This is a genomic window from Zunongwangia endophytica, assembly GCF_030409505.1.
Lineage (GTDB): Bacteria > Bacteroidota > Bacteroidia > Flavobacteriales > Flavobacteriaceae > Zunongwangia > Zunongwangia endophytica.
Genome location: NZ_JAUFPZ010000002.1, coordinates 2,157,205 through 2,182,268, shown reverse-complemented (window position 1 = coordinate 2,182,268; position 25,064 = coordinate 2,157,205). Strand labels below are relative to the sequence as shown.

The window sequence follows — 25,064 nt, the reverse complement described above, 5'->3', positions numbered from 1 at the left end:
TTATTAGAGTTTTAGAAAATTGAGAGAATTAGCTAAGGTTAAATTGATGTGCAAGTTTGGCTACATTCTAAAAATAATCTAAACTTGTAGTCATTTAAACTATTAGATTCTGAAGGCAATTACGATTTTTTAGTCTGTTGTAGTTTTTGGTGTGTTTTGATTCAAATTCTATAATTTTAAATCGATTTTTAAATGATTTTGTAATTTTCTGTATTCTCAGCCTTCAGCCTATAAACCTTGATAACTTTAAAGGAGCGATCATAAAGTATTACATTTATAACTAATCTAAACCGATAATGAGAGGTATTTACTTCTTATATTTTTTTATTTTTTATTCCATTTCCTGCTGGTCTCAGTCAGGTAATGTTTTAGAGGTATTAGATCCCCAATATAGGTTTTCTCATAAAGGCGTAATAGACGGTCTTTCACCCGGAGTTGTTAATGATTTCTATAAAGAGAACAAGGGTTTTCTATGGATTGCGACAACTTCTGGATTAAACCGTTATGATGGTTATGAGTTTGATCTTTACAGTCCTAAAACGTCAAATGCATCAGCCATTCAATCAAGATATTTTAAGAGGGTTTTTAGTGGACCTTTAAGTCGTATATGGTGCAAAACGCCGGAAGGAATAAACATATTCGATCCTGTTTCTGAAAGTTTTACTGCAGACCAAACCGAGATTCTGAAAAAATTAGGAGTTTCTGGTAAGCCTATAAGAGATATTGTAGAAATTGAGAGCGATATTTTTTTGCTTATTCATGAGAAAAATGAGATAACAAAGTATGATCGTAACAGCAAAAAGGTATTTGTATCAGATGAATATAACGCACTTTTAAAAAATGAAGAGTTAGAAATATCTTCGGTGGTCACGCAAGAGGACGGGAATTTATTTATAATTTTTAAAAACGGGTTGATTCATCAACTTGACTCAGAGAAGCTTTCCCTAGAAGCGGAATACGATCAGCTTCAAAAGAACTTCGATGATACTTCTCATGATTTTAGAATGATAAGTGATGACAAAGGAGATCTTTGGATTCATCTTTTTCAGGATTACGGGGTTTTTTATTTTAAGTATAGGGAAGCAAAATTGTTCAATTTCACAAAAGATTCAGAACAGCTTCAACTAAGCACCAATCTGGTGAGTGATATTGAAAAAGATGGAGATGGTAATATTTGGGTAGGATCAGATTTAGGAGGCATTAATGTGATAAATCCCAGCGAGCTGTCGGTAAGATACATCAAGAATAATCCGGAAATTGGGAATTCGCTATCTCAAAATAGTATCACTTCACTTTACCGTGATGATAAAGGTATAGTTTGGGTTGGTACTTTTAAAAACGGAATTGATTATTACCATCCTAACATTATACGTTTCCCTTTACAGAAAAAAATATTATCTGATCCTGCAAGCTTACCTTTTAATGACGTAAATGTTTTTGCTGAAGATGATGCCGGCAATTTATTTATAGGAACCAACGGTGGAGGTCTAATCGAATTAAATAAAAAAACAGGAAAATATATACAATATAAGCACAATCCTGTTGATCCAAAGAGCATTTCTAGCGATGTCATCGTTAGTATGGTACATGATAGCAAAAATCGATTATGGATAGGCACCTATTTGGGAGGTTTAAATTTGATGACTAGTGAAGGTTTTAAACATTTCCGTAGTAATTCTGAAGATAGTGCGAGTATTGCAGGAGATAATATTTGGGAGCTTTTTGAAGATTCTACTGGTAAATTATGGATAGGGACTCTAACTGGTGGTGTTGATATTTATGATGAAGAGCGAAATCGTTTTATTCACTCCTACGATAGCGGAGGTAAATATCCAATCCATGCAAATTATATATCTTCTATTGCAGAAGACCAGAATGGCCAAATTTGGATAGGAACTTCTAACGGCGTAGATGTCATAAATAAAGAAAAGGGAACTGTTGATCATTTAACGCATCAACCAGATGATAAATCGAGTTTAAGTGATAATAACATCTTAGCCATTTATAAAGACGATGATGATCATATATGGGTAGGATCACAGCAGGGATTAAACTTATATAATCACCAAGAGAAAGTTTTTTATCACTACGGAAAAGAGGACGGCTTACCCGGCGATAAAATTATCGGTATTGTTGAAGATAACGACAAAGATCTATGGATAACTTCTTCTTTTGGTATTGCACAATTGAAGAAAGGTAATCAAGATTCTTTAAAGAGTAAAATTGATTCCGATTTCAAAATATATAATGATCTTGATGGTTTACAGGGCAATCTCTTCAATGAGAATTCTATTTTTAAAAATAGTGAGGGTGAAATTTTAGTTGGCGGTTTGCATGGTTATAATGTTTTCAAACCGCAAGAGTTTAAATATAATCAGGAACAACCTGAAATCATTTTTACAAAATTCAACTTATTCAACCAGGAAATCAAAGCAGGTGAAATTGTAAAAAAAAGAACCATTTTAGAAAAACCTTTACATGAAACTGAAGCAATCACGCTGAAGCATAATCAGAATTTCTTTTCGATTGAATTTGCTGCTTTAGATTTCTTTCAGCCTTCTAAAAATAGTTATCGCTACAAATTAACTGGTGTAGATAATGGATGGCAAAACTTAAGAAGTTCGCAAAGAACAGCATCCTATACCAATATTGATCCCGGCGAATATACATTTATAGTCCAGGCTTCTAATAACGATCAGGTTTGGAATAGGGATGGGAAGCAGTTGAGCATAACGATTTTGCCTCCTTTTTATAAAACGATTTACGCTTATATACTCTATGTAGTATTCATTTTAAGCTTATTGTATTTTGCTCGAAGAAGAATTATTAAAAAACAACAGCGAAGTTTTGAGGTGAAACAAGAAAAAAAAGAAGCAGAGCATTTACACAAAATGGATCTAATGAAAATTAGATTTTTTACGAATATTAGTCATGAGTTCAAAACGCCGCTTTCGATGATTCTATCTCCAATTTCAAGATTGAAAGAACAGCAGCACTTAGGTTCTCATGTAAAGGAACAAATTGATACGATTAACGATAATGCTCAGCGTTTACTAAACTTGATAAATCAAATTCTGGATTTAGGTAACGTCAAGAATGATACACTTCTTAATTCTTCAAAAGCTAATATTGTTGAATTTATAGACGACATCGTTACCGATTTTAGGGAGTATGCAGAAAGTCGTGGTATCAAACTTAATTTTCATAGTAAACAAAAAACATTTTATACCGTCTTCGATCTGGATAAACTCGATAAGATCATTTATAACTTACTATCGAATGCAGTTAAATTTACACCGAAAGGAGGAAAGATAAATGTTCATTTAGATGTTCAGGGATCACTCTCAAATAGTCCCGAAGAGAATAAAAAATGGGTTATTATTGAAGTTGAAGATACTGGAGTAGGAATTGCTGAAAAAGATCAAGAACATATTTTTGATCGGTTTTATAAGGCAGATCTAGACACTGATATTAATAAAACAGGAAGCGGTATTGGTTTAGCCTTGGTAAAGGAATATGTGAAGCTGTATAATGGGAAAATTTCATGTGCTAGTGAACCTGGTAAAGGAACAAGCTTTACTATCAAATTGCCATTGCAAAACATTCCTGAAAAAGAAATGTCTAATAGTTTTCAGAAAAACACCAATAAAATTATAGGTCAGGACGACAATCTTCCTACAGTATTGATTATTGATGATTCTCGCGAATTTTTAAATTATCTGGGACAACAGTTAAAAGAGCAGTACAACATATTTATAGCTACAGATGGCGAAACTGGCTGGAAGAAAACCTTATCTATAGTCCCAGATCTAATTGTATGCGATTGGGAGATGCCTGGTATCAAGGGCACAGATCTATGTCTTAAAATTAGAAATGATTCTCGTACAAAGCAGATTCCTTTTGTATTACTATCAGGGAATCAAAGCGAAGAATATAAATTGGCGGGCTTAAAGGCTGGAGCAAATGATTACGTGACTAAACCATTCAAGTTAGAAGTTTTAAAGTCTAGAATAGAGAACCTTATCCAACAGAGAAAGTCATTTCAAGAAGCGTATCGTAAAAAAATTGAAGTTCCAGATGTTGTGAACCGGGTGCAGATAGAGAGTGAGGATGAAAAATTGATGCGTAAAGTACTTCAGATTTTAAAGAAAAAATATCAGGATCCAGAATTTACGGTTGAGCAGCTAGCTCTAGATATTGGTGTGAGCAGGTCTTATCTATACAATAAATCAATGAGTCTTTTTGAGAAATCCCCATTAGAACTCATTACTGATATCAGACTAGAAAAAGGAAAAGAGTTGCTGAAAAAAAGCCAGCTTACTATTTCTGAAATAGCATTTCAAACAGGCTTCAATAATCCAAAATACTTCACCAAAAATTTCAAGAAGAAGTATAAGATGTTGCCTTCCGCTTACAAAAAAGGTCAATCTTAGTATTATTTAACTTAACTCTTATTTCCTAGCATTTTTCGGGAATCTCTTAATTTTCAATTTTGATCCAAAATCAAATGGTCTAAATGTTAAACTTTGCTGAGGCCAATGTTTTAGAGGGTTCAGAGAAATCATAAAAACATATTGTCCCTTTATAAAACGATTCGATACCCTAAGACAGCCTCTGTATTTGATAATTTTGTCCTCATTACTATAACGTTTGAAATTATTGTCTTTTCATTTTAAGCGCTATAATTTTTTAAATAAAAGAAAATTGAGGATTATTTTAAGAATTTCTTATTAAAGAAGTGTATATGAAACAACAAACTATTTTTAAAATGAGGTTAAAACCTTATTTCTTAGCTACGATTTTTTTTGTGTGCAGCATGTCTACTGTCTGGGCACAGCAGAAGGAGATCACAGGTGTTGTCACCTCGGCTGACGATGGAATGCCGATTCCCGGAGTTAGTGTAATTGTAGAAGGAACCAGTAGAGGTACTACTACAGATTTTGATGGTAATTATCAAATAGAAGCTGCATCTGCAGAAAGTTTATCATTTAGCTACATCGGTTTCGAGACTAAAACACTTAGTGTTGGAAATCAAACTGAATTAAATGTGAGTCTACAGGTATCAACATCAGAGTTGGATGAAATTGTAGTAGTTGGTTATGGTACGCAGCGTAAAAAAGTATCTACCGCTGCCACATCTATGGTAGAATCTGAAGATTTGATTCAAACTGCGAGTATAGATGCAACGAGTGCTTTGCAGGGACAAACTTCTGGGGTAAACATTACTTCAACTTCAGGACAACCTGGGGCTAATATGACCGTAAATATTAGAGGTGTAGGAACCGCTGGTAATAATTCTCCTTTATATGTTGTAGATGGAGTTGTTGTAGAAAACGGTATTGGCTATTTGGACCCTTCAATAATAGAACGAGTAGATATTCTAAAAGATGCTTCCGCTGCTTCTATTTATGGTGCTCGTGCTGCTAACGGTGTAGTATTGGTAACTACTAAAAAAGGTAAGGAAGGCGTAACTAGTGTATCTGTGAATAGCTATGTAGGTTTTCAGGAAGTAGCCAGAACTTTAGATCTATTAGACAGTCGAGAATATGGAATAATTATGAATGAAGCCCGAGTAAATTCAGGATATGCTCCTTTATATACTCAGGAAGAGTTGAATAATGCTGCAAATACAGATTGGCAAGATGAATTATTTAATAATGGTGCCATCAAACAAAATCATTCAGTATTAATTTCCGGAGGAACTGAAAAAGTAAATTACTCTACAGGACTTTCTTATTACGGACAGGAAGGAATTATTGGTAGCCAAACCGATCAGTCAAAATACGATCGTATTACTTTCAATAATAACATCACTTACGAGATAATTGAAGATCATTTAAAAATTGGAGAAAATTTCTCCTATTCAAATGAATATAATAAAGGGGTGTCTGATGCCGGAATTTATAGTAACAACATAAGAGGATTTTTAAATGCTCCGCCTACGATGTCGGTTTACGACGAAAATGGTGATTATGCGGGATCAGATATTAGTTCCGATATTACAAATCCATTAGGTTCACTTTATTACGGTAATTTTAATGAAAGCAAAACAAATAGGGCTGTAGGTAATATTTTTGCTGAAGTCTCTCATAGCGACTTTACCTTTAGAACTAGTTTTGGAGCAGATATTAATGATAATACGTATAGAGCTTTTAATCCAATTTATGAGCTATCTAGTGTAGCGTATAATAATACCTCACAAGTTACCCAAAGCGCTAACAAATCAATTTCTTGGATTTGGGAAAATACCTTGAATTATCAAACTACAGTAGCAGATGTTCATAATATTGATGTTCTTCTAGGGACTTCAGCCAGACAAAATATATACGAGGGTCAATCGGCTACAGGAAGAGATCTTACCTTCAATGATTTTGAGCATGCTTATTTATCTAATGCTACAGATCAAACACAAAATTCTGTTAGCGGTAATAGAGTAGATTATAGTATTCAATCTTATTTTACAAGATTATTATACGATTACGACAGTAAATATTTATTTACAGCCACATTAAGAAGAGATGGTTCTTCTGAGTTCGGTAGTAATAATAAATACGCTTATTTTCCTGCATTTTCTGTAGGTTGGAATATCGATAGAGAGAACTTTTTCCCGGATAATTCTTTTATAAATTCTCTTAAATTAAGAGGAAGTTGGGGACAAAACGGGAATGATCAGTTTAGCCAGCAGTTTGCTTATATTTCTACGATTAGTTCTTACAATAAAAATTACCATTTTGGTACTGGTGATAACGAAATGCCATTAGAAGTAGGATCCAGTCCAGACGATTTATCTAATCCAGATCTTAAGTGGGAAACTTCAGAGCAATTTGACCTTGGTTTTGATGCCAGAATATTTTCAGATATCACAGTAACTTTCGATTATTATCGTAAAGAAACTAAAGACTGGTTAGTACAAGCTTCCGTTCCTCTTATCGCTGGAGCCAACGCTCCATTTATCAATGGAGGTGATATTCGTAACGAAGGGGTAGAATTTAGTGCTAGTTATAACACCGATTTAGGGGAAGATTGGAGTCTTACTGTAAATGGTAATATTTCTTATAACAAGAATGAAGTTCTAAGAATTGCGAATTCTGAAGGTATAATTCATGGAGATAGTAATTTACTTTTTCAGGGATTGGACGAGATGAACAGAGTTGAAGTTGGACATCCAATTGGTTATTTCTACGGATTAAAAACCGACGGGATTTTTCAGAATGAAGATGAGATTCAGCAATATGCTCAAAACGGAGCTTTAATTCAACCAAATGCTCAACCCGGTGATGTTCGATTTTTAGACTTAAATGATGACGGCAGAATTAATCAGGATGATAAAACTGAAATTGGAAATCCAAACCCAGATGTAAACTTTGGTTTTAATGTGCAATTACAATACAAAGCCTTTGATTTCTCTGTTTACACTTACGGGATGGCAGGTTTTCAAAATGTTTACGGGGTAAGAGATTATTCACGACCGTTTAATAATTATACTACAGAAATTGTAAATCGTTGGACAGGTGAAGGTAGTTCTAACACATTACCAAGAACAACCTGGGGAACAACTTCTAACGGAAACTACACCCGCTTCTCTGATCTTTACGTAGAAGATGCCGATTTCTTGAGAATCAAAACAGTTAATTTGGGTGTAGATTTAACCAAACTTACCGATCAACTTGATGCCTTTTCAAGATTCCGTATATACGTGACAAGCAACAACCTATACACATTTACAAATTACAAAGGTATGGATCCTGAAATCGGATTCGGAAATGCTAATCAATCATGGGCTCGAGGAATAGATGTTGGATATTATCCACAACCTAGAACTTATATGGTAGGCTTAAATGTGAATTTCTAAAAGATAAAATAATGAAAAAGTATATAAAGATATTAGGGATAGCTACATTAGGAATTATGGCTTCCTGTTCTGATGATTTTATTGAAAACAGTCCTTATACTGAAAGAACTGAAGATAATTTTTACAAAACTCCAGATGATGCTTTCGAAGGTTTAGTTGCAGCTTACGACGTTTTGCAACGAGAAGGTTATGGAGGATTCTTGATGGTTTCAGAAATAGCTTCCGATAATTGCTTCGGAGGTTTTGGTACAGCCGATAATCAGGTTTCTCTAGAATGGGATCGTTTTGAATATGGATCTGATTTAGAGATGAATCGTCCTGTTTGGGAAATTTCATACATGGGTATCTATAGAGCCAACATCGTACTTGAAAATCTGGACGGCATCGATTGGACAGGAAATGAAGATCTAAGAACTCAATACGAAGCAGAAGCGAGATTTTTAAGAGCGCATTATCATTTTGAACTTGCCAGAATGTTCGGTGAAATTGTGCCTTTAGATCACTCTTTAAGTCCAGAAGAATTTGAAAGTCCAAGAGCTCCGGCGGAAGAAACCTACGCACTGATAGCCGAAGATTTCAAATTTGCCGCAGATAATCTAAGCGATGACAATTACAGCTTAAATAATAGTGCAGATTATGGTAGAGTTACAAAATGGGCAGCTGAAGCTTACTTAGCTAAAACATTCTTATTTTATACCGATTATTATGAGACTTCAGATTTGGCCGGAGTCGTTTCTAAACAAGAAGCAACAATCTATATTAATGATGTCGTAAATAATAGTGGTCACGAACTAATTGAAGATTTCTCAAGGCTTTGGCTTGCCTCTTCTATCGATAATTATGTAGGTGAAGGCAATGCTGAGATGGTTTGGGCAATTCGATTTAATGGTTCCGGTAATGGAGATTGGGGACTTAACGAAGGAAATCGCTTTCAGGTAAATATTGCAACCCGAGGAAGTAATTTAGGCCCATACGCTTACGGTTGGGGAGGTGCTCCGGTAAATCCTGAACTATACGATGCCTACCAAATAGGTGATACAAGACGTGATGCTACAATAATTAACTACGAAGAAGAAGGGCTGGAATTTGATAACGATGTACGTAGCCAACGCCAGCATACAGGATTATCCTGGAAAAAATATGCACCTATTACTAATGAAGCTGGGGAAGCAGTAGTAGCAGCAAATGGTGGTGATATTCAAATTGATGGTTACGAAGATTTTGCAGTGATCCGTTTTTCAGATGTATTATTAATGGCTGCAGAATTGAATATGGATAGCGATCAGGGATTTGCTAAGGATTGTTTAGACCGCGTAAGAGCGAGAGCATTTCAAGACGATGATCATTCTATAGCTGTAACCAAAGAGAATATAATGGAAGAAAGAAGGCTAGAGCTTGCTTTAGAAGGAAAGCGCTATTTCGACCTTATTCGTTGGGGATTAGATCGTGCAAAACAGGCGATTGATAATTCTGGTGACGGTGCACAATTCGACGTGACCTTTAGAACTGAAACTAATGGATGGTTTCCAATTCCACAATCTCAAATTCTTTTATCTAATGGAGCTATAGAGCAAAATCCAGGTTGGTAATTCTAATTTAAATTCAAGAAATTATGAAAAATATTAATTACATCGTACTTGCAATATTCGGTTTGTTGCTGGCTTCTTGCCAAGATGAATATAGCTTTCCAGAAGTAGCGTTAGAAGGTGATCAGCTAAATTTCATGGTAACTCAGGCTGATGGAAATGACAATGAGATACATCTTCGTAGCATAGAATCAGACTTTATCTCCTACTGGAGTTATTCTGATTCCGAAGGAAATGAAATAGGTACATCTAATGAGGATAGTTTAAGTATAACCTTTCCTTTTGCTGGTACTTACAACGTTTACTATACCGCTTACACTAAAGGTGGCCCGGTTGAAGCCGATCCTGTTACCGTAGAAGTATCATCAAATGATGAAGAATATTTTAGCGCAGACGAGTGGGCAATGCTAACCAATGGTGTTGAAGGAAAAACCTGGGTTTTAGATATGGCTAATCCTATTGGATGGGCAGGTTTGGACTACCCCCATAACGAAAGCGGAGCAGATTATTGGAACTGGTTTCCAGATTATGCTGGTAACGAATGGGTAATGGAAAATAAAGATTGGGGAGAAATTTCATTTAATCTTGATGGTGGTTACAATGTATCTGTAACACAAACGGCATTAAATTCTGATAGCCAAACAAGTTCAGCAGGAACTTTTAATTATAACATCGACAATCATAGAATAAGATTCAATGGTGGTGTAGAGTTACTTTACGGAGGTGATTATTATGGCGATGTGAGTAACTGGACTTCTGTAAATGTAGTTGAGATTTCAAACAATTCATTAAGATTAGCAGTAGTTCGTGATCAATCCAGAACTGGAGAAGGCATGGCTCAGATCGTTTTCCACTACAGACCAAAGGAATAGATATCAATAAACCGGTAGCAACAAAATCTACCGGTTTTCTATAAACTAACTATGATTGCTTTGAAACAGTACATTACTCGTTACTTCTCTACTGGAATATTTATTTTATTCGTATTGTGTTTTCTTTCCTGTAATAGTCAGGTTACGACATCTGACTTTGAGGATCGTAAAGTCTTATTTACAGAAGGATGGGAATTTCAACAGAACGAAGATATAACCAATATCAAAAAGATATTAGACTCAGATAGTTGGGATGATGTCAATCTACCCCATGATTGGAGTATTTCTAAAGATTTTGATGAGAATAGCCCTACCGGTGTAGGTGGTGGAGCACTTCGTGGCGGTATCGGCTGGTACAAAAAAAGCTTCGCAATTTCAGCTAAAGATAGTTCTTCTGTATTCAAAATTCAATTCGACGGAGTTTATCAGAATAGCGAGATTTGGATCAACGGAACCAATCTTGGTAAACGCCCTAATGGATATATCGGTTTTGAATATGATATTACCAGATATTTAAAATTTGGAGAGGAAGAGAATGTTATTTTGGTAAAAGCCGATAATAACGATCAGCCAAATTCCAGATGGTATTCGGGCAGCGGTATTTATAGAAACGTGTGGCTTAAAAAGTTGAATAAAGTACATGTCCCACAATGGGGAACCTTTGTGACCACTCCTGAAATCAATAATGAAGAAGCCGTTGTAAATATCAAAGCTAAGATTGCAAACCAATTTTCTGCAAAAAAGAATATTTCTGTTGAAATAAAGATACTGAACGGCGATAAGCTTATCACTAAAACCAAAGGTTCAGAATTTCAGATATCTTCAAATAATGAGAATGAAGTAGAAGAACAGCTTACGATTACAAATCCAAAATTATGGTCTGTAGATAAGCCTTTCCTATATACAGCGCAAGTAAATATAATTCAGGGAGATGAAGTTTTAGACCGCTACGAAACCAAATTTGGGATTCGCGATTTTAAATTTGACTTAGAAAAGGGTTTTATCTTAAATGGAAAATCCTTAAAAATTCGCGGTGTCTGTCTCCACCATGATCTTGGACCGTTAGGAGCAGCGATCAACACTCGCGCCATAGAACGCCAGTTAGAAATTCTAAAAGAGATGGGCGTCAACGGTATACGAACAGCACATAACCCGCCAGCTCCAGAATTACTTGATTTATGTGATCAAATGGGATTCATCGTAATGGACGAAGCTTTTGATATGTGGACTAAATCTAAAACTAAAAGCGATTATAGCCAATATTGGGAAGAATGGCACGAGAAAGATTTAAGAGATCTAATTAAAAGAGATCGCAATCATGCCAGTGTTTTTATGTGGAGTATCGGTAACGAAATTCAGGAGCAATGGAGTGAAGAAGGTGCTAAAATAGGTAATGAGTTATCTGAAGTGGTGAAGAGCATGGATACCACCAGACCGGTTACAGCAGGTATGAATCCGCCAGTACATGTTTCTGATGAAGAGGTTACCATACAATTTGAAGAAACTGCAGATCAACCTAATGCGCTTGCAGGTTCAGGAGCTTTGGATATTATAGGTTATAATTATGCTCATCAAACTTGGGAGAAACACCAACTGAATTTTCCAAATACACCATTTATTGCCACCGAAACAACTTCTGGTCTACAAACCAGAGGCTATTACGAATTTCCTTCAGATACAACCAAAATTTGGCCGGTACGCTGGGATAAAAAGTTTACTGGGGGTAATAAAGATAATACAGTTTCTGCATTCGATCAGGTGCGTACACCATGGGGATCGTTGCACGAAACCAGTTGGAAAATCATTAAAAAGAACGATTTCCTTTCTGGATTTTATATCTGGACAGGCTTTGATTATCTAGGAGAGCCTACACCTTATGAGTGGCCTTCCAGAAGTTCTTATTTCGGAGTTATTGATTTAGCAGGTTTCCCTAAAGATGTGTATTACATGTATAAAAGTGAATGGTCTAAAGACACCGTTCTTCATGTCTTACCACATTGGAATTGGGAAAAAGGAAAAACTGTAGATGTTTGGGCTTATTACAATAATGCAGATGAAGTTGAATTGTTTCTGAATGGAGAATCCAAAGGAACTAAACGGAAGCAAGACGACGATCTTCATGTGATGTGGCGTTTCCCCTTCCAGCCAGGAACACTTAAGGCGGTTTCTAGAAAAGAAGGAAAAATCGTCAAAGAAACCATTATTGAAACTGCAGGTAGTGCGGAAAAATTAGTGCTATCGCCAGATCGAAAAACAATAAAAGCAGATGGAAAAGACTTATCATTTGTTACGGTAACCATTACCGATAAACAAGGCAACATTGTTCCTAGAGCGAATCATAACATATCCTTCAGCTTAGAAGGACCTGGAAAAATTTATGGAGTTGCTAGCGGCGATCCCACTAATCATCAATCTTTCAAAGGAACCGAGCATACTGCCCTAAACGGAAAATGCCTAGTGATCCTGAAAGCTGATGAAGAAGCCGGAACATTAAAATTAACTGCAACTGCTGAAGGTTTAGAAAAAACTTCAGTAATCATACAATCGAAAAATAAATAGTGTACTCAATGATCTTTAAAACGTTTAAAAATTACCCTAGTCCTTTAAAGATAATGCTATCGGTAGCATTAGGAATTAGTTCTTTGGGATTTTCACAAGTTCAGAATGCAGATGTTTTGAACGAACCCGTAGATGTAAGTAAGGATTTTGAAAACTATCAGAATACTTTTTATTTCGCTGATGAGTTGATGGATTTTAATCCTAAAACAGGAAAAGGAACTTTAAAATATAAGCGTTACGAGTATCAAACGCGACAGGCATTCAATAATATGTTGATGAAGCCAGATACCGTTGCTGCTAATGAATTTCCTGCTACAGAATACGCAGAAGCGCCTGAACTTCCTTTTGAAATTCAGTTTGTTTCAGATCGTACAGTTCGCTTAAAAATGACTTCCGGTCCGCAATTCAATCAACCAGAAACTTCTCTTATGTTGGTTGATGGTACTGCTCCAAATCACCCTGAATTATGGGATTATTCAAAAATAGACGAAGGACATCAATTTAAAAGTGAGCACGGTAAAGTAGAAATCATAGCTAAACCATGGCACGTAAATATCTATGATGAAAACGGGAAGCTATTAACCAGTACGTTGCATAATTCAGATGTTCAAAATACGTATACACCGGTACTTCCTTTTTCTTTTGTAAGGAGAAATAGTGATTATTCCAGAAGTTTTAGTCCGGTTTTTAGTCTTCAACCAGATGAGAAAATTTTTGGATGTGGAGAATCTTTCACCCAATTCAACAAGCGCGGTCAAAAAGTAGTTTTATATACCGATGATGCTAATGGGGTACAAAACGAAACCATGTATAAACCTATTCCTTTTTATATGAGTAGTCGAGGCTATGGGGTATTTATGCATACTTCGACTCCAATTACGGTAGACTTTGGGAAATATTTTAATGCAGCAAATAAGATGATGCTTGGCGATGATGTTGCAGATTTGTTTTTCTTCCTGGGAGACCCTAAAGATATTTTGGATGAATATACAGATCTAACAGGTAAAGCCGCAATGCCACCACTTTGGTCTTTTGGTTTTTGGATGAGTAGAATAACTTATTTTTCTGAAAAAGAAGGCCGTGAAGTAGCTAAAAACCTTAGAGACTATGAAATCCCAAGTGATGTAATCCACTTCGATACGGGCTGGTTTGATGTTGATTGGAGAAATAATTACGAATTTGCTAAGGAACGTTTTGATGATCCTGAAGCCATGATGGCAGATATGAAGGAGGATGGATTTCATGTAAGTCTATGGCAATTACCATACTTTACACCTAAAAACACTCTTTTTAATGAAATCGTAGATAATAACTATGCGGTTAAAGATCGAAAAGGAAATATCCCTTACGAAGATGCTATACTGGATTTTTCGAATCCCGAAACCGTAGAATGGTATCAGGGAAAACTGAAACATCTGCTGGATCTTGGAGTAAGTGTCTTTAAAGTAGATTTTGGAGAAGCAGCACCTTTTAGCGGTATCTATCATTCGGGAAGAACAGGTTTTTACGAACACAATCTATTCCCATTACGCTACAATAAAGCAGTTGCAGAAATTACTAAAAAAATTAATGGCTATACGCTAATATGGGCAAGAAGTACCTGGGCGGGGAGCCAACGTTATCCTTTACATTGGGGTGGTGATGCTGCCACTACAAATTCGGCAATGTCTGCAACCTTAAGAGGTGGTTTGTCCTTAGGACTTAGTGGTTTTAGCTTTTGGAGCCACGATGTTGGTGGTTTTGTAACCAAATCTCCTGAAAATATTTACAGAAGATGGACGCCATTTGGAATGTTATCGTCACATGTAAGAAGTCACGGGGAGCCACCAACAGAACCTTGGGAATACAGCAAAAGTTTCTTGAAAGATTTTAGAAATGCAGATAATATGAGGTATAAACTTATGCCTTATATCTACGCACAGGCTAAAGCAAGTTCAGAGAAAGGACTTCCAATGATGAGAGCATTATTTGTAGAATATCCCGATGATGCCGGATCCTGGCTTATTGATAATGAATATTTATTTGGCGAAAGCATGCTGGTAGCTCCTTTATTCGAAGAAGAAACTTCCAGAGATGTGTATTTACCAAAAGGCACCTGGATAGATTATCAAACGCATAAAGTTTATCAAGGTGGATGGCATACGATCGAGGCTGGCGATATCGCGATAATAGCTTTGGTTAAAAACGGAACCATTTTACCGCATATCAAACTAGCACAATCTACTAAAGATATGGACTGGACTAATTTGGATCTTCAGGTGTTTGCTGATAAGACAACCAATTCAGCCACCGGAAAAATTTATTTACCTGACGGAAAAAAATTAGAAAATATTTCAGTTGAAAAAGATGGGAATTTATATCAGCTGAAGCAAAATCCTTTATCAGACAAAATCAATTTCAAAACAGAAACAATAATAAAATAACCCCGAAAACCTGAAATCTTACTTACAGTCTTCAACTGATATTAGATGAATTCCGTAGTAAAAAATTAAGATAAAAATCCATTTACAATGTACAATAAAATACCCCTTATTATTGCGGCAAACTTGCTATTTCTCTGCTGCACGTCGCAAGAAAAAAAACAGTCTTATACTTTAGATTCTCCAAAAGGCGAAAATAGTATAACCTTCAATTTAGACGGAAATTCCCCGAAATATGCTGTAAATCATGGTGAAACGAAAGTTATTTTACCTTCAGAAATGGGTTTCGTCTTTAAAGATGGCGATAGTCTTCAGCATAACCTAGAGATTATTGATGTTGAAGAATCTTCAGAGGATGAAACCTGGCAACAGGTATGGGGAGAAAAGCATGAGATTAGAAATCACTATAATCAGCTTACTGTTCATCTAAAAGAAAACGCTGAAAAACAGCGAAAATTAGATATTGAATTTCGTGCTTTTGATGATGGTATTGCATTTAGATATGTTTTCCCAGAGCAAGGTATCAAAGACAGTATTTTTATAATGGACGAGCTTACCACTTTTAATCTTGCAGATGATGGCAAGGCGTGGTGGATCCCTGCTTACGACGAGCAACGCTATGAGAATCTATTTACAGATTCTAAAGTGAGTACCCTAGATACCGTCCATACTCCGCTAACCATTGAGAGTGAGAGTGGATTAGCTATCAGTTTTCATGAAGCTAATCTTATAGATTTTGCCAGTACTACTTTGGCGCATACCAATGGTACGACACTTAAAACAGATTTAGTCCCTTGGGCAGATGGAGTAAAAGTAAGGACTACCAAATCTTTTACAACACCATGGAGAACCTTGCAAATAGCCTCTAAACCTACAGATTTAATTACAAGTTATTTGATTTTAAACTTGAATGAACCCAATGCAATAGCAGATACTAGTTGGATAAAGACATTTAAATATTTAGGAATATGGTGGGGTATGCATATTGGTAAATTTTCTTTTTGGGAAGGAGAAAAGCAAGGTGCTACTACAAAAAATGCAAGACAGTATGTAGACTATTCTAATAAGTTAGGAATAGATCATCTTTTAATTGAAGGATGGAATAAAGGTTGGACGCCTTCCTGGTACGAAAATGCAATGCATCAGTTTAGTTTTACTAAAGACGCTGATGATTTTGATCTTAAAGAGGTTACTGATTATGCTGCTGAAAATGGAGTAGAGATTGTTGGTTATCACGAAACAGGATCTAATCTTGAGAATTATTTGAGTCAGATAGATTCCGCTTTTGCTTTATATAAAGAACGAGGAATTCACACCGTAAAAATTGGTCATGTAGGTTCTAAGCTGAATATGAAAGAATGGCATCATGGCCAGTACGGCGTTAATTATTTTAGATATGTGGTGAAAAAGGCTGCAGAATATGGGCTGGAAGTTTATTTCCACGAACCTATAAAAGATACCGGAGAGCGTCGAACATATCCTAATATGATGGCGCGTGAAGGTGCCCGAGGACAGGAGTACAACGCGTGGAGTGATGGGAATCCGCCATCACATACTGCAATACTACCTTTTACACGCTTACTTGCGGGACCTATGGATTTTACTCCTGCAGTTTTCGATGTAGAAGTAAAACAAGGTTACCCGGGAAGAAGAGTGCATAGTACTACAGCTAAGCAGTTAGCATTAATGGTGGTTCTATATTCTCCTTTGCAAATGTTGGCCGATCTTCCTGAAAATTATGTAGATAAACCGGCTTTTCAATTTCTTACCGATGTCCCTACCGATTGGGAGGATACTAAAGTTCTAAATGGCGAAATTGGAAAATACATCACTACCGTAAGAAAAGATATAGCTAGCGAGGATTGGTATTTAGGTAGCATTACCAACGAAGAATCCCGAAATTTAGAAATAACTCTTGATTTTCTAGATGAAGGAGCAACTTACGAAGCACAAATTTATGCTGATGCACCTGGCACCGGGCAGGAAAACAATCCAACAGCAGTCGCTATTAATAAGAAAAAAGTAAACGCTGGTGATAGCCTAACATTGAAGCTTGGCGAGAGTGGTGGAGCGGCAATCAGATTTAAGAAACAATAATAGAACCATACCAATTAAAAAATAAAAGCTTTTATAGCGTTTATAAACTGATTTTATATGAAAATTAAATCTAAAATAATAACTGTCTTTAGTTTGAGTCTTTTTCTGAATTTTATGGCCTGTAAAGGCGATAAAAAGCTTGTTAAAAATGACCAAAATGAGAGTACAGAAAAAAGATATTTAGGAAAACCGGTTACTAAAGATTTTGATTCCAAAATAGATGAGCTTATTGCTGAAATGACATTGGAAGAAAAAACCGGACTTTTACATGGTAATAGCATGTTTGCTACCGCAGCAGTAGAGCGTTTGGATATTCCAGAGCTAAAGATGGCAGACGGTCCCTTAGGAGTGCGAGAAGAATTGGAAAAAGAATCCTGGACACCATTAGGTCTTGATGATGATTATGCGACCTACTATCCTGCTGGTGCCGGTTTATCGGCAACATGGAATCCAGAGCTTGCTTATACCTTTGGGAATAGCGTAGGCGAGGAAACAAGAGCTCGTGGTAAAGATGTGCTTCTATCGCCGGCCATCAATATTATCCGTACACCGCTAGGTGGTCGTACTTACGAATATTTTACAGAAGATCCATTTCTGAATAAAAAACTCGCTGTTCCTTTTGTTGTAGGTATTCAAGATAATGATGTAGCTGCATGTGTAAAGCACTTTGCCGCGAATAATCAGGAAACACATCGCGATTATGTTAATGTGAAAATCGCTGAAAGACCTTTGCGTGAAATCTATTTACCAGCTTTTGAAGCTACTGTGAAAGAAGCGCATGCTTATTCTATGATGGGTGCTTACAATAAATTTAGAGGCGAATATCTTTGTGAGAATGATTATATGCTGAATCAGGTTCTTAGGGATGAGTGGGGATTTGAAGGTGTAGTGATCTCAGATTGGGCTGCAGTACATACTACTGTAAATTCTTTAGAAAGCGGACTTGATATTGAAATGGGAACGCCTAAAGATTTCGATAAATATTTTCTAGCTCAGCCGCTTATTGACGCTGCGAAGGCCGGAGAGATTTCTGAAGAAGAAATTAATAAGCACGTAAAACGTGTGCTTCGTGTAATGTATTCTGTAAAAAGTATGGGATCTGATGATCGCAAAAAGGGAAGTATAAGCACAGAAGCGCATTTTAAAGATGCCTATAATATTGCAGCAGAATCGGTTGTTTTGTTGAAAAATGAAAATGACTTATTGCCATTAAAAGCTAGCGGAATTAAAACTTTGGCTGTGATTGGTGATAATGCAAAGAAGAAAAATGCACTGGGAGGATTTGGTGCTGGTGTAAAAACGAAACGTGAAGTTACTCCACTGGAAGGATTGAAAAATCGTTTACCAAAATCGGTGAATATTCAATTTGCCCAGGGATACGAAGAGCGTTATTCTAAAACTGAAAAAGCAAAATTAGGAGATGTTACGCTTAGTGGTCCTGTAACTATCGACGAACTTGATCCCAAATTGGTAGAAGAAGCGGTGAATGCTGCTAAAAATGCAGATGCTGCAATCATATTTGCCGGTTCTAATAGAGATTACGAAACAGAAGCTTCAGACCGTGCAAGTCTAGATTTACCATTTGGTCAAAAAGAATTGATAGAAAAAGTATTAGAAGCAAATCCAAATACCATCGTTGTGATGATTGCTGGAGCACCATACGATATAGACGAGATTAGTCAAAAATCTTCAGCTTTAGTTTGGAGTTGGTTCAATGGTTCAGAAGGAGGAAATGCGTTAGCAGATGTTTTATTAGGAGATGTAAATCCTTCAGGTAAATTACCGTGGACAATGCCTAAAAAGCTGGAAGATTCTCCAGCCCATGCTACTAACAGTTTTCCTGGTGATGAAACAGTAAGTTATGACGAAGGAATATTAGTGGGATACCGTTGGTTTGATACTAAAAATATAGCTCCGCTTTATCCTTTTGGATACGGACTTTCATATACAGATTTCAATTTTTCTGAAATTGAAACTAGCGAGAAAATGTATACTGAAAACGATACAATTTCAATACATCTAAATGTTGAAAATACAGGAAAGTTAGCTGGAAAAGAAGTGGTTCAGGTATATGTATCTAAAAAACAAAGTAGTGTTGAGAGAGCTGATAAAGAACTAAAAGCCTTCAAAAAAGTTGAGGTTTCAGCAGGAGCAAATACTTCAGTAAATCTTCAACTTCCGGTAAAAGAGCTTGCTTATTACGACGTTTCATCAAAAGATTGGGTAGTAGAACCGGGTACATATAAATTGAAATTAGGAAATAGTTCCAGAAATATTTTAGGGGAACTAGAGATCACAATTCAGTAATTATGAAATCAAAATTTCTCCAATATTGGTTATTTTCATGCTTAATTATTTTTGCGTCTTGTAAAAATGACAAGAAAACGAGTTCAGCAGAAAAGGATACAGCCGCATCAAAAGAATATGCAGCAGATTGGGATTCTCTAGCGAAATACAATGAAGCCGCAGATTGGTTTAAGAAAGCCAAGTTCGGTATTTACGCCCATTGGGGAGTTCTTTCTGTACCTGCTTATGCGAACGACTGGTATCCCAGAAATATGCATATTAAAGGCAGTGATGAATATAAACATCATGTAGCTACATACGGCGAACCATCAGAATTTGGTTATCACGATTTTGTACCCATGTTTAAAGCTGAAAAGTTTAATGCTGAAGAATGGGCGAAATTATTCAAAAAGGCTGGAGCAAGATTTGCCGGAATCGTAGCAGAACATCACGATGGCTGGAGCAACTGGGACAGTGAAACCAATCCTTGGAATGCAGCAGATATGGGACCGCATCGCGATTTGGTTAGAGAGCTTGAGAAAGCTATTCATGGCAATGGGATGAAGTTTATCACTTCTTTCCACAAAGCAAGAACACTACAATTATTTCAGCAAGATTCTACAAAATGGGAGGATGATACTTCGTATTTTCCTTACGATCCAGAAATGCCAACCTCATCACAAGATTCTTTGATAAGCATCATGTATGGGAATATTCCAAAAAAGCAATTTTACAAAAATTGGTTATCAGAACTTCATGAGGTAATTCATCAATATGGTCCAGATTTGATCTATTTTGATAGTAAACTGGATAAAATTCCAGATTCGATCAAAGTACAATTTGTAGCCGATTATTTTAATTATGCTGAAAAGAATAATAAAGAGGTCGTTATTACTCATAAAGAAGGAGAGTTACCTAAATCGGTAAGTCTGGAAGATCTCGAAAAAGGTAGAATGAACCAGAAAACCGAAGAATATTGGTTAACAGATGAAACTGTATCTGTGGGAAGCTGGAGTTATACCAATGATCTTGGATTAAAAACTTCAGACGAAATTATTGATTTGCTAGCTGATATTGTAAGTAAAAACGGTGCTTTAATGTTGAACGTTTCACCTATGGCTAATGGTGTAATTCCTGAAAATCAACAACAAATTTTGTTGGAAATCGGTAAGTGGCTAGAGGTTAACGGAGAAGCTATTTACGATACTGATACCTGGAATGTTTACGGGGAAGGCCCTACAAAACAGGAAAAATCGGGAATGTTTTTGGATAAAATCACTTATACCGCCCAAGATGTTCGATATACTAGAAAAGGAGATGCTGTTTATGTTATTTTCTTAGGATGGCCGGGAAGTAATAAAGAGGTGTTATTAAAATCTTTTTCAGAATCATCTGCTAACGAGAAATTCTCTATCGTAAATGCAAACTTCTTAGGTAATGAAGAAGAAGTTCAATTTGATTTGCAAGCTGATGGTCTAAAATTATCTACACCTTCAAAAAAGCTTAGCGAAAGTGCATGGGTTTTAAAATTAGAAACTACTACTAAATAAACTGATAACCAGCAAATCTTAGGATTTGCTGGTTAAAATATTAACCTAAAACTGTTATTATGAAATTACTAAAACTAACATTTGTTTTTTTGGCTGTAATAGCCATACCTTTTTTGGTCTCTTGCTCAGACGATGATGAGGTTGTTGCTTCAAAGTCATTGGATTTTTCTGTGTATCCTGGCGAAATCGATTTCGCATCCAATGGAGGGAATAACGTTCTAAATATCAATAGTAGCGAAGCCTGGACTATTGAAGGAGGAGGAGAGTGGCTTTCCTGGTCTGAAGGTTCTGCAGAGGGAAGCAAAAAAGTGAATTTAAGCGCTTCACAAAATCAGGATACCATTTCGCGTTCTTCGATGGTCACTATAACTTCAGGGGACCAGTCTTTTGACGTTAATATTTCTCAGCAGGCTATGGTTCCAGAACCTTCAGATGAAATTGTTTTTGCAGTAGAACCAGATAGTACAGACATGAGTGAAATGAGTGCTGTTGAATTTGCCAGCCAAATAGATATTGGATGGAACTTAGGAAATTCTTTAGAAGCTATTGGAGGAGAAACTGAATGGGGAAATCCTATGGTTTCAAAGCGTTTAATAGATTCTGTAAAGGCAGCTGGATTTGAGGCCGTTCGTATTCCTGTGGCCTGGAGTAAATTTTCAGATGAAGCGAATTATGTAATTCAGGATAGCTGGATGGACAGAGTAGAGGAAGTGGTAAACTACGTTCTTGATAACGACATGTATGTTATTATGAATATTCACTGGGATGGTGGATGGATGCAGCCAACGTATGCAGATCAAGATGAAGTAAATGAGCGTCTGGATATTTTGTGGACGCAAATTGGTAATCATTTTATGGATTATGGACCAAAACTTTTATTTGCCGGTACTAATGAAGTTATGGTAGAAAATAACTATAATGCTCCTACCGAAGAGTTTTACACTGTTCAAAATAGTTTTAATCAAACTTTTGTGGATGCTGTTAGATCTACAGGTGGAAAAAATGCTTACCGATATCTGGTAGTACAAGGTTTCAATACCAATATAGATCATACTATTAATTTTGCTGAAATTCCTGATGATGTTGTAGAAGAACGCTTAATGATGGAAGTGCATTACTATGATCCTTATAATTTTGCGCTAAATGCAGATAGCAATATTACGCAGTGGGGAAGCAATGCAACCGATCCAAATAAAGTTGAAACCTGGGCTAACGAATCTCACGTAGATCAACAATTTCAGCGAATGAAGACTAATTTTATCGATCAGGGTGTCGCAGTAATTTTGGGAGAATACGGAGCAATTGCTCGTACAAAAATTTCGGGACATCAGGCCTATAGAGAAGACTATTTTGAATATATAACCCAGGCAGCACAAACCAATGGTTTAGTGCCAATCTACTGGGATAATGGAGATATGGGACAAAATGGATTTGCAATGTTTAATCGCAATACAGGTGAAACATTATATCCAGATTTGATGGATGCATTGGTGGAAACCAATCAATAATCTTTTGAAAATACATTCTATAAAAATGAAAAGGAGCTCATTAGAGCTCCTTTTTTTTATTCAAAGAGGGTTAATTCCGGTATCAATTTTTCAGCATTGCTAAATCTAGGCGGAGTTTCTGGCTATTAATGTGATACCAATTTTAAGCCAATGATAGACCCAATAAGTGTCGTGATAAAAAACAATCTCCAAAAGCTGGCAGGTTCTTTAAAAACAAAAATCCCCAATAATACGGTTCCTGCTGCTCCGATGCCAGTCCATACTGCATAAGCAGTTCCTATTGGCAAACTCTTCGTTACTTTTATAAGTAAGCTCATGCTAAACACAAGGCACAGTAAAAATGCACCAAACCAAAGTTTGGATATAATTCCTTCAGTTTGATTCGCTTTACCCAGGCATAAAGCAAAAGACATTTCAAAAAGACCAGCAATTATTAGGAGAAACCAATTCATAGCATTAGATATTTCAGCAAAAATAGAAAAGAATTATCAATGCTATTTTGAGGTTTAAATCAATGCATATTTTTTAATAAAGTATTCTTTTTCGTAGAGCTTCGTTTATATCAGTTAAAATAACATTTGAAGCCACCATTATACTCGATTAGAATGAATGAGTTTGAACGGAACTAAAAGTCTTGTTTTTATAACTATTTATGGGTCAAAATCTTATCTGTGTTCAATGTTAAGTTTTTCAAAGTATAGCAAAACTTAATACACTTCTTAATCAAAAGTTAACAGAAAGTTATATAATTGTGAAATAATTAGTTTCCGATGGAGGTAATAGTGCAAAAAATGAATAAAGTTTATATTGAAAAAAGGCGAACTCTTGGTCTTTATCATATCGTACATCAAAGCGATTGTCCTATAATTCCCAATAATTCAGATTGTGTTGAAATGAATAGCTCACCTGAAATAGACGCAACCATTACAACTTTAAAAAAGAAGTATGATGAACTTGAAAAATGTCAGGTTTGTTTCAATAAAGAAGAGTAAATAATTCAATTTTCATAGTAAATAAAAAAGCTAAAGTCGTTTTTATAACTTTAGCTTTTCTAATATTAGATTACTTTTTGCTTACCTGATTCTAAGACGTAATTGTAATTTTCTTTCTCTATATTTTCAGTGTTTTTTCGTTTGTAATGAATCGCAATGTGCCCTAACTGAAAGACGATTTTTATTGAATCTTTCATCGATAGTTTAGAGCCGTCAGCATGAACCCATCTTTTTAAAGGCTGCTCACAGATAAATGATTCTGCTTTTTTAGCACCAAAATATTTTTTCATCCTCATAAATATTTCAACATCAAAAAGCCACTTGGTAATAAAGGTATCTTTAAACGCTATTTTGATAATTTCCTTATCCATTATTTTAGCCCCACATTGGGTGTCTTTAAAATTCATTCTAAGAATTTTGCGGATAATATAATTGATCGTTAAGCTAATAATTTGTCTGGCAGATTCTTTTGCGATGTTTGCTCCCATTCTGGAAATTCGGCTACCACTAACAATTTTAAAATTAGAGTTTTCGATAGTCTTTACTAAATCATCAAAATCACTAAGATCTGTAGATAGATCGGCATCCAAAAATCCAATATAATCTAAGTCGGTATACTCGGCCATGTGCAGCATACCAAGTCGAACAGCTTCAGCTTTTCCGCCATTTTTTTCGCAATCATATACGGTAATGTAATCTTCTCGACCTTTTCTTAGATCCTTTAAAACCTTTAGTGTGTTATCTTTACTTCCATCGTTAACAAAGCATAAATGATAACCAGAATGTCCTTCAACAAAATTGGTAAACTCTTTACTTAATAATCTGTTTTCTTCATTGTAACAAGGGATTACAACACCAACACATCTTTTCTCTATAATCGTATTTTGCGAAACACTTTTTTGTTCCTTATTAACTGAACCTATTAAGCGCTTTACTCTTGCTGAAACTTCATCAAGACTCAAAGGCTTTTTCATATAATCTTCCACGCCTAAATCGAAACTCTCAACAATCAAATTATCATCGGTATTACCAGATAAAACCATAACTGGCGTCTGGCTATTCTTTGTACCTCTTATATATCTAATAATTTCTATACCTGAAATTACTGGCATATTAATATCAACTATTACTAAATTTGGCTGAAAACTATCAAATATAGATTTCGCTTTTAGAGCGTCAGTCTCTGTGATTACTTCATAACCAAGTTCTGTTAATCTTCTTTTTAAAGGCAAAAGCACTAATTGCTGATCGTCGATGGCTAAAATTTTCATGGCTTTGGTTTATTATTGTGATTCAAAAATAGATTGATTTCTAGTGTGTTACGATCTTATTAGATGAAGAT

The 25,064-nt window shown here is 35.8% G+C and carries 13 protein-coding genes; 11 read left to right on the top strand and 2 right to left on the bottom strand.

Going from position 1 to position 25,064, the window contains the following annotated elements; all coding sequences use genetic code 11:
- Positions 1 to 296: 296 nt before the first annotated feature.
- From QWY91_RS09510 to QWY91_RS09465, 10 genes are all read left to right on the top strand, one after another.
- Positions 297 to 4,433 (top strand): hybrid sensor histidine kinase/response regulator transcription factor, encoded by a 4,137-nt coding sequence (locus QWY91_RS09510; protein WP_290234220.1) that lies wholly within the window; start codon positions 297 to 299, stop codon positions 4,431 to 4,433.
- A 311-nt stretch (positions 4,434 to 4,744) separates the two neighbouring features.
- Positions 4,745 to 7,852 (top strand): SusC/RagA family TonB-linked outer membrane protein, encoded by a 3,108-nt coding sequence (locus QWY91_RS09505; RefSeq protein ID WP_290234219.1) that lies wholly within the window; start codon positions 4,745 to 4,747, stop codon positions 7,850 to 7,852.
- A gap of 11 nt (positions 7,853 to 7,863) precedes the next feature.
- The gene (locus tag QWY91_RS09500; RefSeq protein WP_290234216.1) at positions 7,864 to 9,441 is read left to right on the top strand and encodes a RagB/SusD family nutrient uptake outer membrane protein; all 1,578 of its coding nucleotides are present in this window, start codon (positions 7,864 to 7,866) and stop codon (positions 9,439 to 9,441) included.
- 23 nt (positions 9,442 to 9,464) lie between these two features.
- Entirely contained in the window at positions 9,465 to 10,310 is an 846-nt protein-coding gene (locus QWY91_RS09495) for a hypothetical protein (RefSeq protein ID WP_290234213.1), read from the top strand.
- A gap of 51 nt (positions 10,311 to 10,361) precedes the next feature.
- A complete protein-coding gene (gene galB, locus QWY91_RS09490) occupies positions 10,362 to 12,869 on the top strand; it encodes a beta-galactosidase GalB (protein WP_386270388.1) in 2,508 nt (835 codons plus the stop codon).
- Between the two features lie 53 nt (positions 12,870 to 12,922).
- Positions 12,923 to 15,292: a glycoside hydrolase family 31 protein gene (locus tag QWY91_RS09485; protein WP_290237083.1), complete on the top strand. Its 2,370-nt coding sequence runs from the start codon at positions 12,923 to 12,925 to the stop codon at positions 15,290 to 15,292.
- Positions 15,293 to 15,379: 87 nt separating this feature from the next.
- Complete coding sequence (locus QWY91_RS09480) at positions 15,380 to 17,386, top strand: glycoside hydrolase family 97 protein (RefSeq protein ID WP_290234208.1); 2,007 nt, start codon at positions 15,380 to 15,382, stop codon at positions 17,384 to 17,386.
- Between the two features lie 57 nt (positions 17,387 to 17,443).
- Positions 17,444 to 19,693 carry a glycoside hydrolase family 3 C-terminal domain-containing protein gene (locus QWY91_RS09475; protein ID WP_290234207.1) on the top strand — a complete coding sequence of 750 codons (2,250 nt, stop codon included), beginning with the start codon at positions 17,444 to 17,446 and terminating at the stop codon, positions 19,691 to 19,693.
- 2 nt (positions 19,694 to 19,695) lie between these two features.
- Positions 19,696 to 21,222, top strand: a complete 1,527-nt coding sequence (locus QWY91_RS09470; protein ID WP_290234206.1) for an alpha-L-fucosidase — start codon at positions 19,696 to 19,698, stop codon at positions 21,220 to 21,222.
- Between the two features lie 59 nt (positions 21,223 to 21,281).
- On the top strand, positions 21,282 to 22,730 hold the full coding sequence (locus tag QWY91_RS09465) for a cellulase family glycosylhydrolase (RefSeq protein ID WP_290234205.1): 1,449 nt from the start codon (positions 21,282 to 21,284) through the stop codon (positions 22,728 to 22,730).
- Between the two features lie 125 nt (positions 22,731 to 22,855).
- Here QWY91_RS09465 and QWY91_RS09460 read toward each other — a convergent pair whose 3' ends face one another.
- Positions 22,856 to 23,182: a DMT family transporter gene (locus QWY91_RS09460; RefSeq protein WP_290234204.1), complete on the bottom strand. Its 327-nt coding sequence runs from the start codon at positions 23,180 to 23,182 to the stop codon at positions 22,856 to 22,858.
- 318 nt (positions 23,183 to 23,500) lie between these two features.
- On the opposite strand from QWY91_RS09460, the gene QWY91_RS09455 reads away from it, so the two are divergent.
- Positions 23,501 to 23,722 (top strand): hypothetical protein, encoded by a 222-nt coding sequence (locus QWY91_RS09455; protein ID WP_290234202.1) that lies wholly within the window; start codon positions 23,501 to 23,503, stop codon positions 23,720 to 23,722.
- A gap of 65 nt (positions 23,723 to 23,787) precedes the next feature.
- Here QWY91_RS09455 and QWY91_RS09450 read toward each other — a convergent pair whose 3' ends face one another.
- On the bottom strand, positions 23,788 to 24,993 hold the full coding sequence (locus QWY91_RS09450; RefSeq protein WP_290234201.1) for a response regulator: 1,206 nt from the start codon (positions 24,991 to 24,993) through the stop codon (positions 23,788 to 23,790).
- Positions 24,994 to 25,064 lie beyond the last annotated feature (71 nt).

Coding starts and splice junctions, on each gene's coding strand:
- QWY91_RS09510 (WP_290234220.1), top strand. CDS start 297: ATGAGAGGTATTTACTTCTTATATTTTTTTATTTTTTATTCCATTTCC.
- QWY91_RS09505 (WP_290234219.1), top strand. CDS start 4,745: ATGAAACAACAAACTATTTTTAAAATGAGGTTAAAACCTTATTTCTTA.
- QWY91_RS09500 (WP_290234216.1), top strand. CDS start 7,864: ATGAAAAAGTATATAAAGATATTAGGGATAGCTACATTAGGAATTATG.
- QWY91_RS09495 (WP_290234213.1), top strand. CDS start 9,465: ATGAAAAATATTAATTACATCGTACTTGCAATATTCGGTTTGTTGCTG.
- galB (WP_386270388.1), top strand. CDS start 10,362: ATGATTGCTTTGAAACAGTACATTACTCGTTACTTCTCTACTGGAATA.
- QWY91_RS09485 (WP_290237083.1), top strand. CDS start 12,923: ATGCTATCGGTAGCATTAGGAATTAGTTCTTTGGGATTTTCACAAGTT.
- QWY91_RS09480 (WP_290234208.1), top strand. CDS start 15,380: ATGTACAATAAAATACCCCTTATTATTGCGGCAAACTTGCTATTTCTC.
- QWY91_RS09475 (WP_290234207.1), top strand. CDS start 17,444: ATGAAAATTAAATCTAAAATAATAACTGTCTTTAGTTTGAGTCTTTTT.
- QWY91_RS09470 (WP_290234206.1), top strand. CDS start 19,696: ATGAAATCAAAATTTCTCCAATATTGGTTATTTTCATGCTTAATTATT.
- QWY91_RS09465 (WP_290234205.1), top strand. CDS start 21,282: ATGAAATTACTAAAACTAACATTTGTTTTTTTGGCTGTAATAGCCATA.
- QWY91_RS09460 (WP_290234204.1), bottom strand. CDS start 23,182: ATGAATTGGTTTCTCCTAATAATTGCTGGTCTTTTTGAAATGTCTTTT.
- QWY91_RS09455 (WP_290234202.1), top strand. CDS start 23,501: ATGGAGGTAATAGTGCAAAAAATGAATAAAGTTTATATTGAAAAAAGG.
- QWY91_RS09450 (WP_290234201.1), bottom strand. CDS start 24,993: ATGAAAATTTTAGCCATCGACGATCAGCAATTAGTGCTTTTGCCTTTA.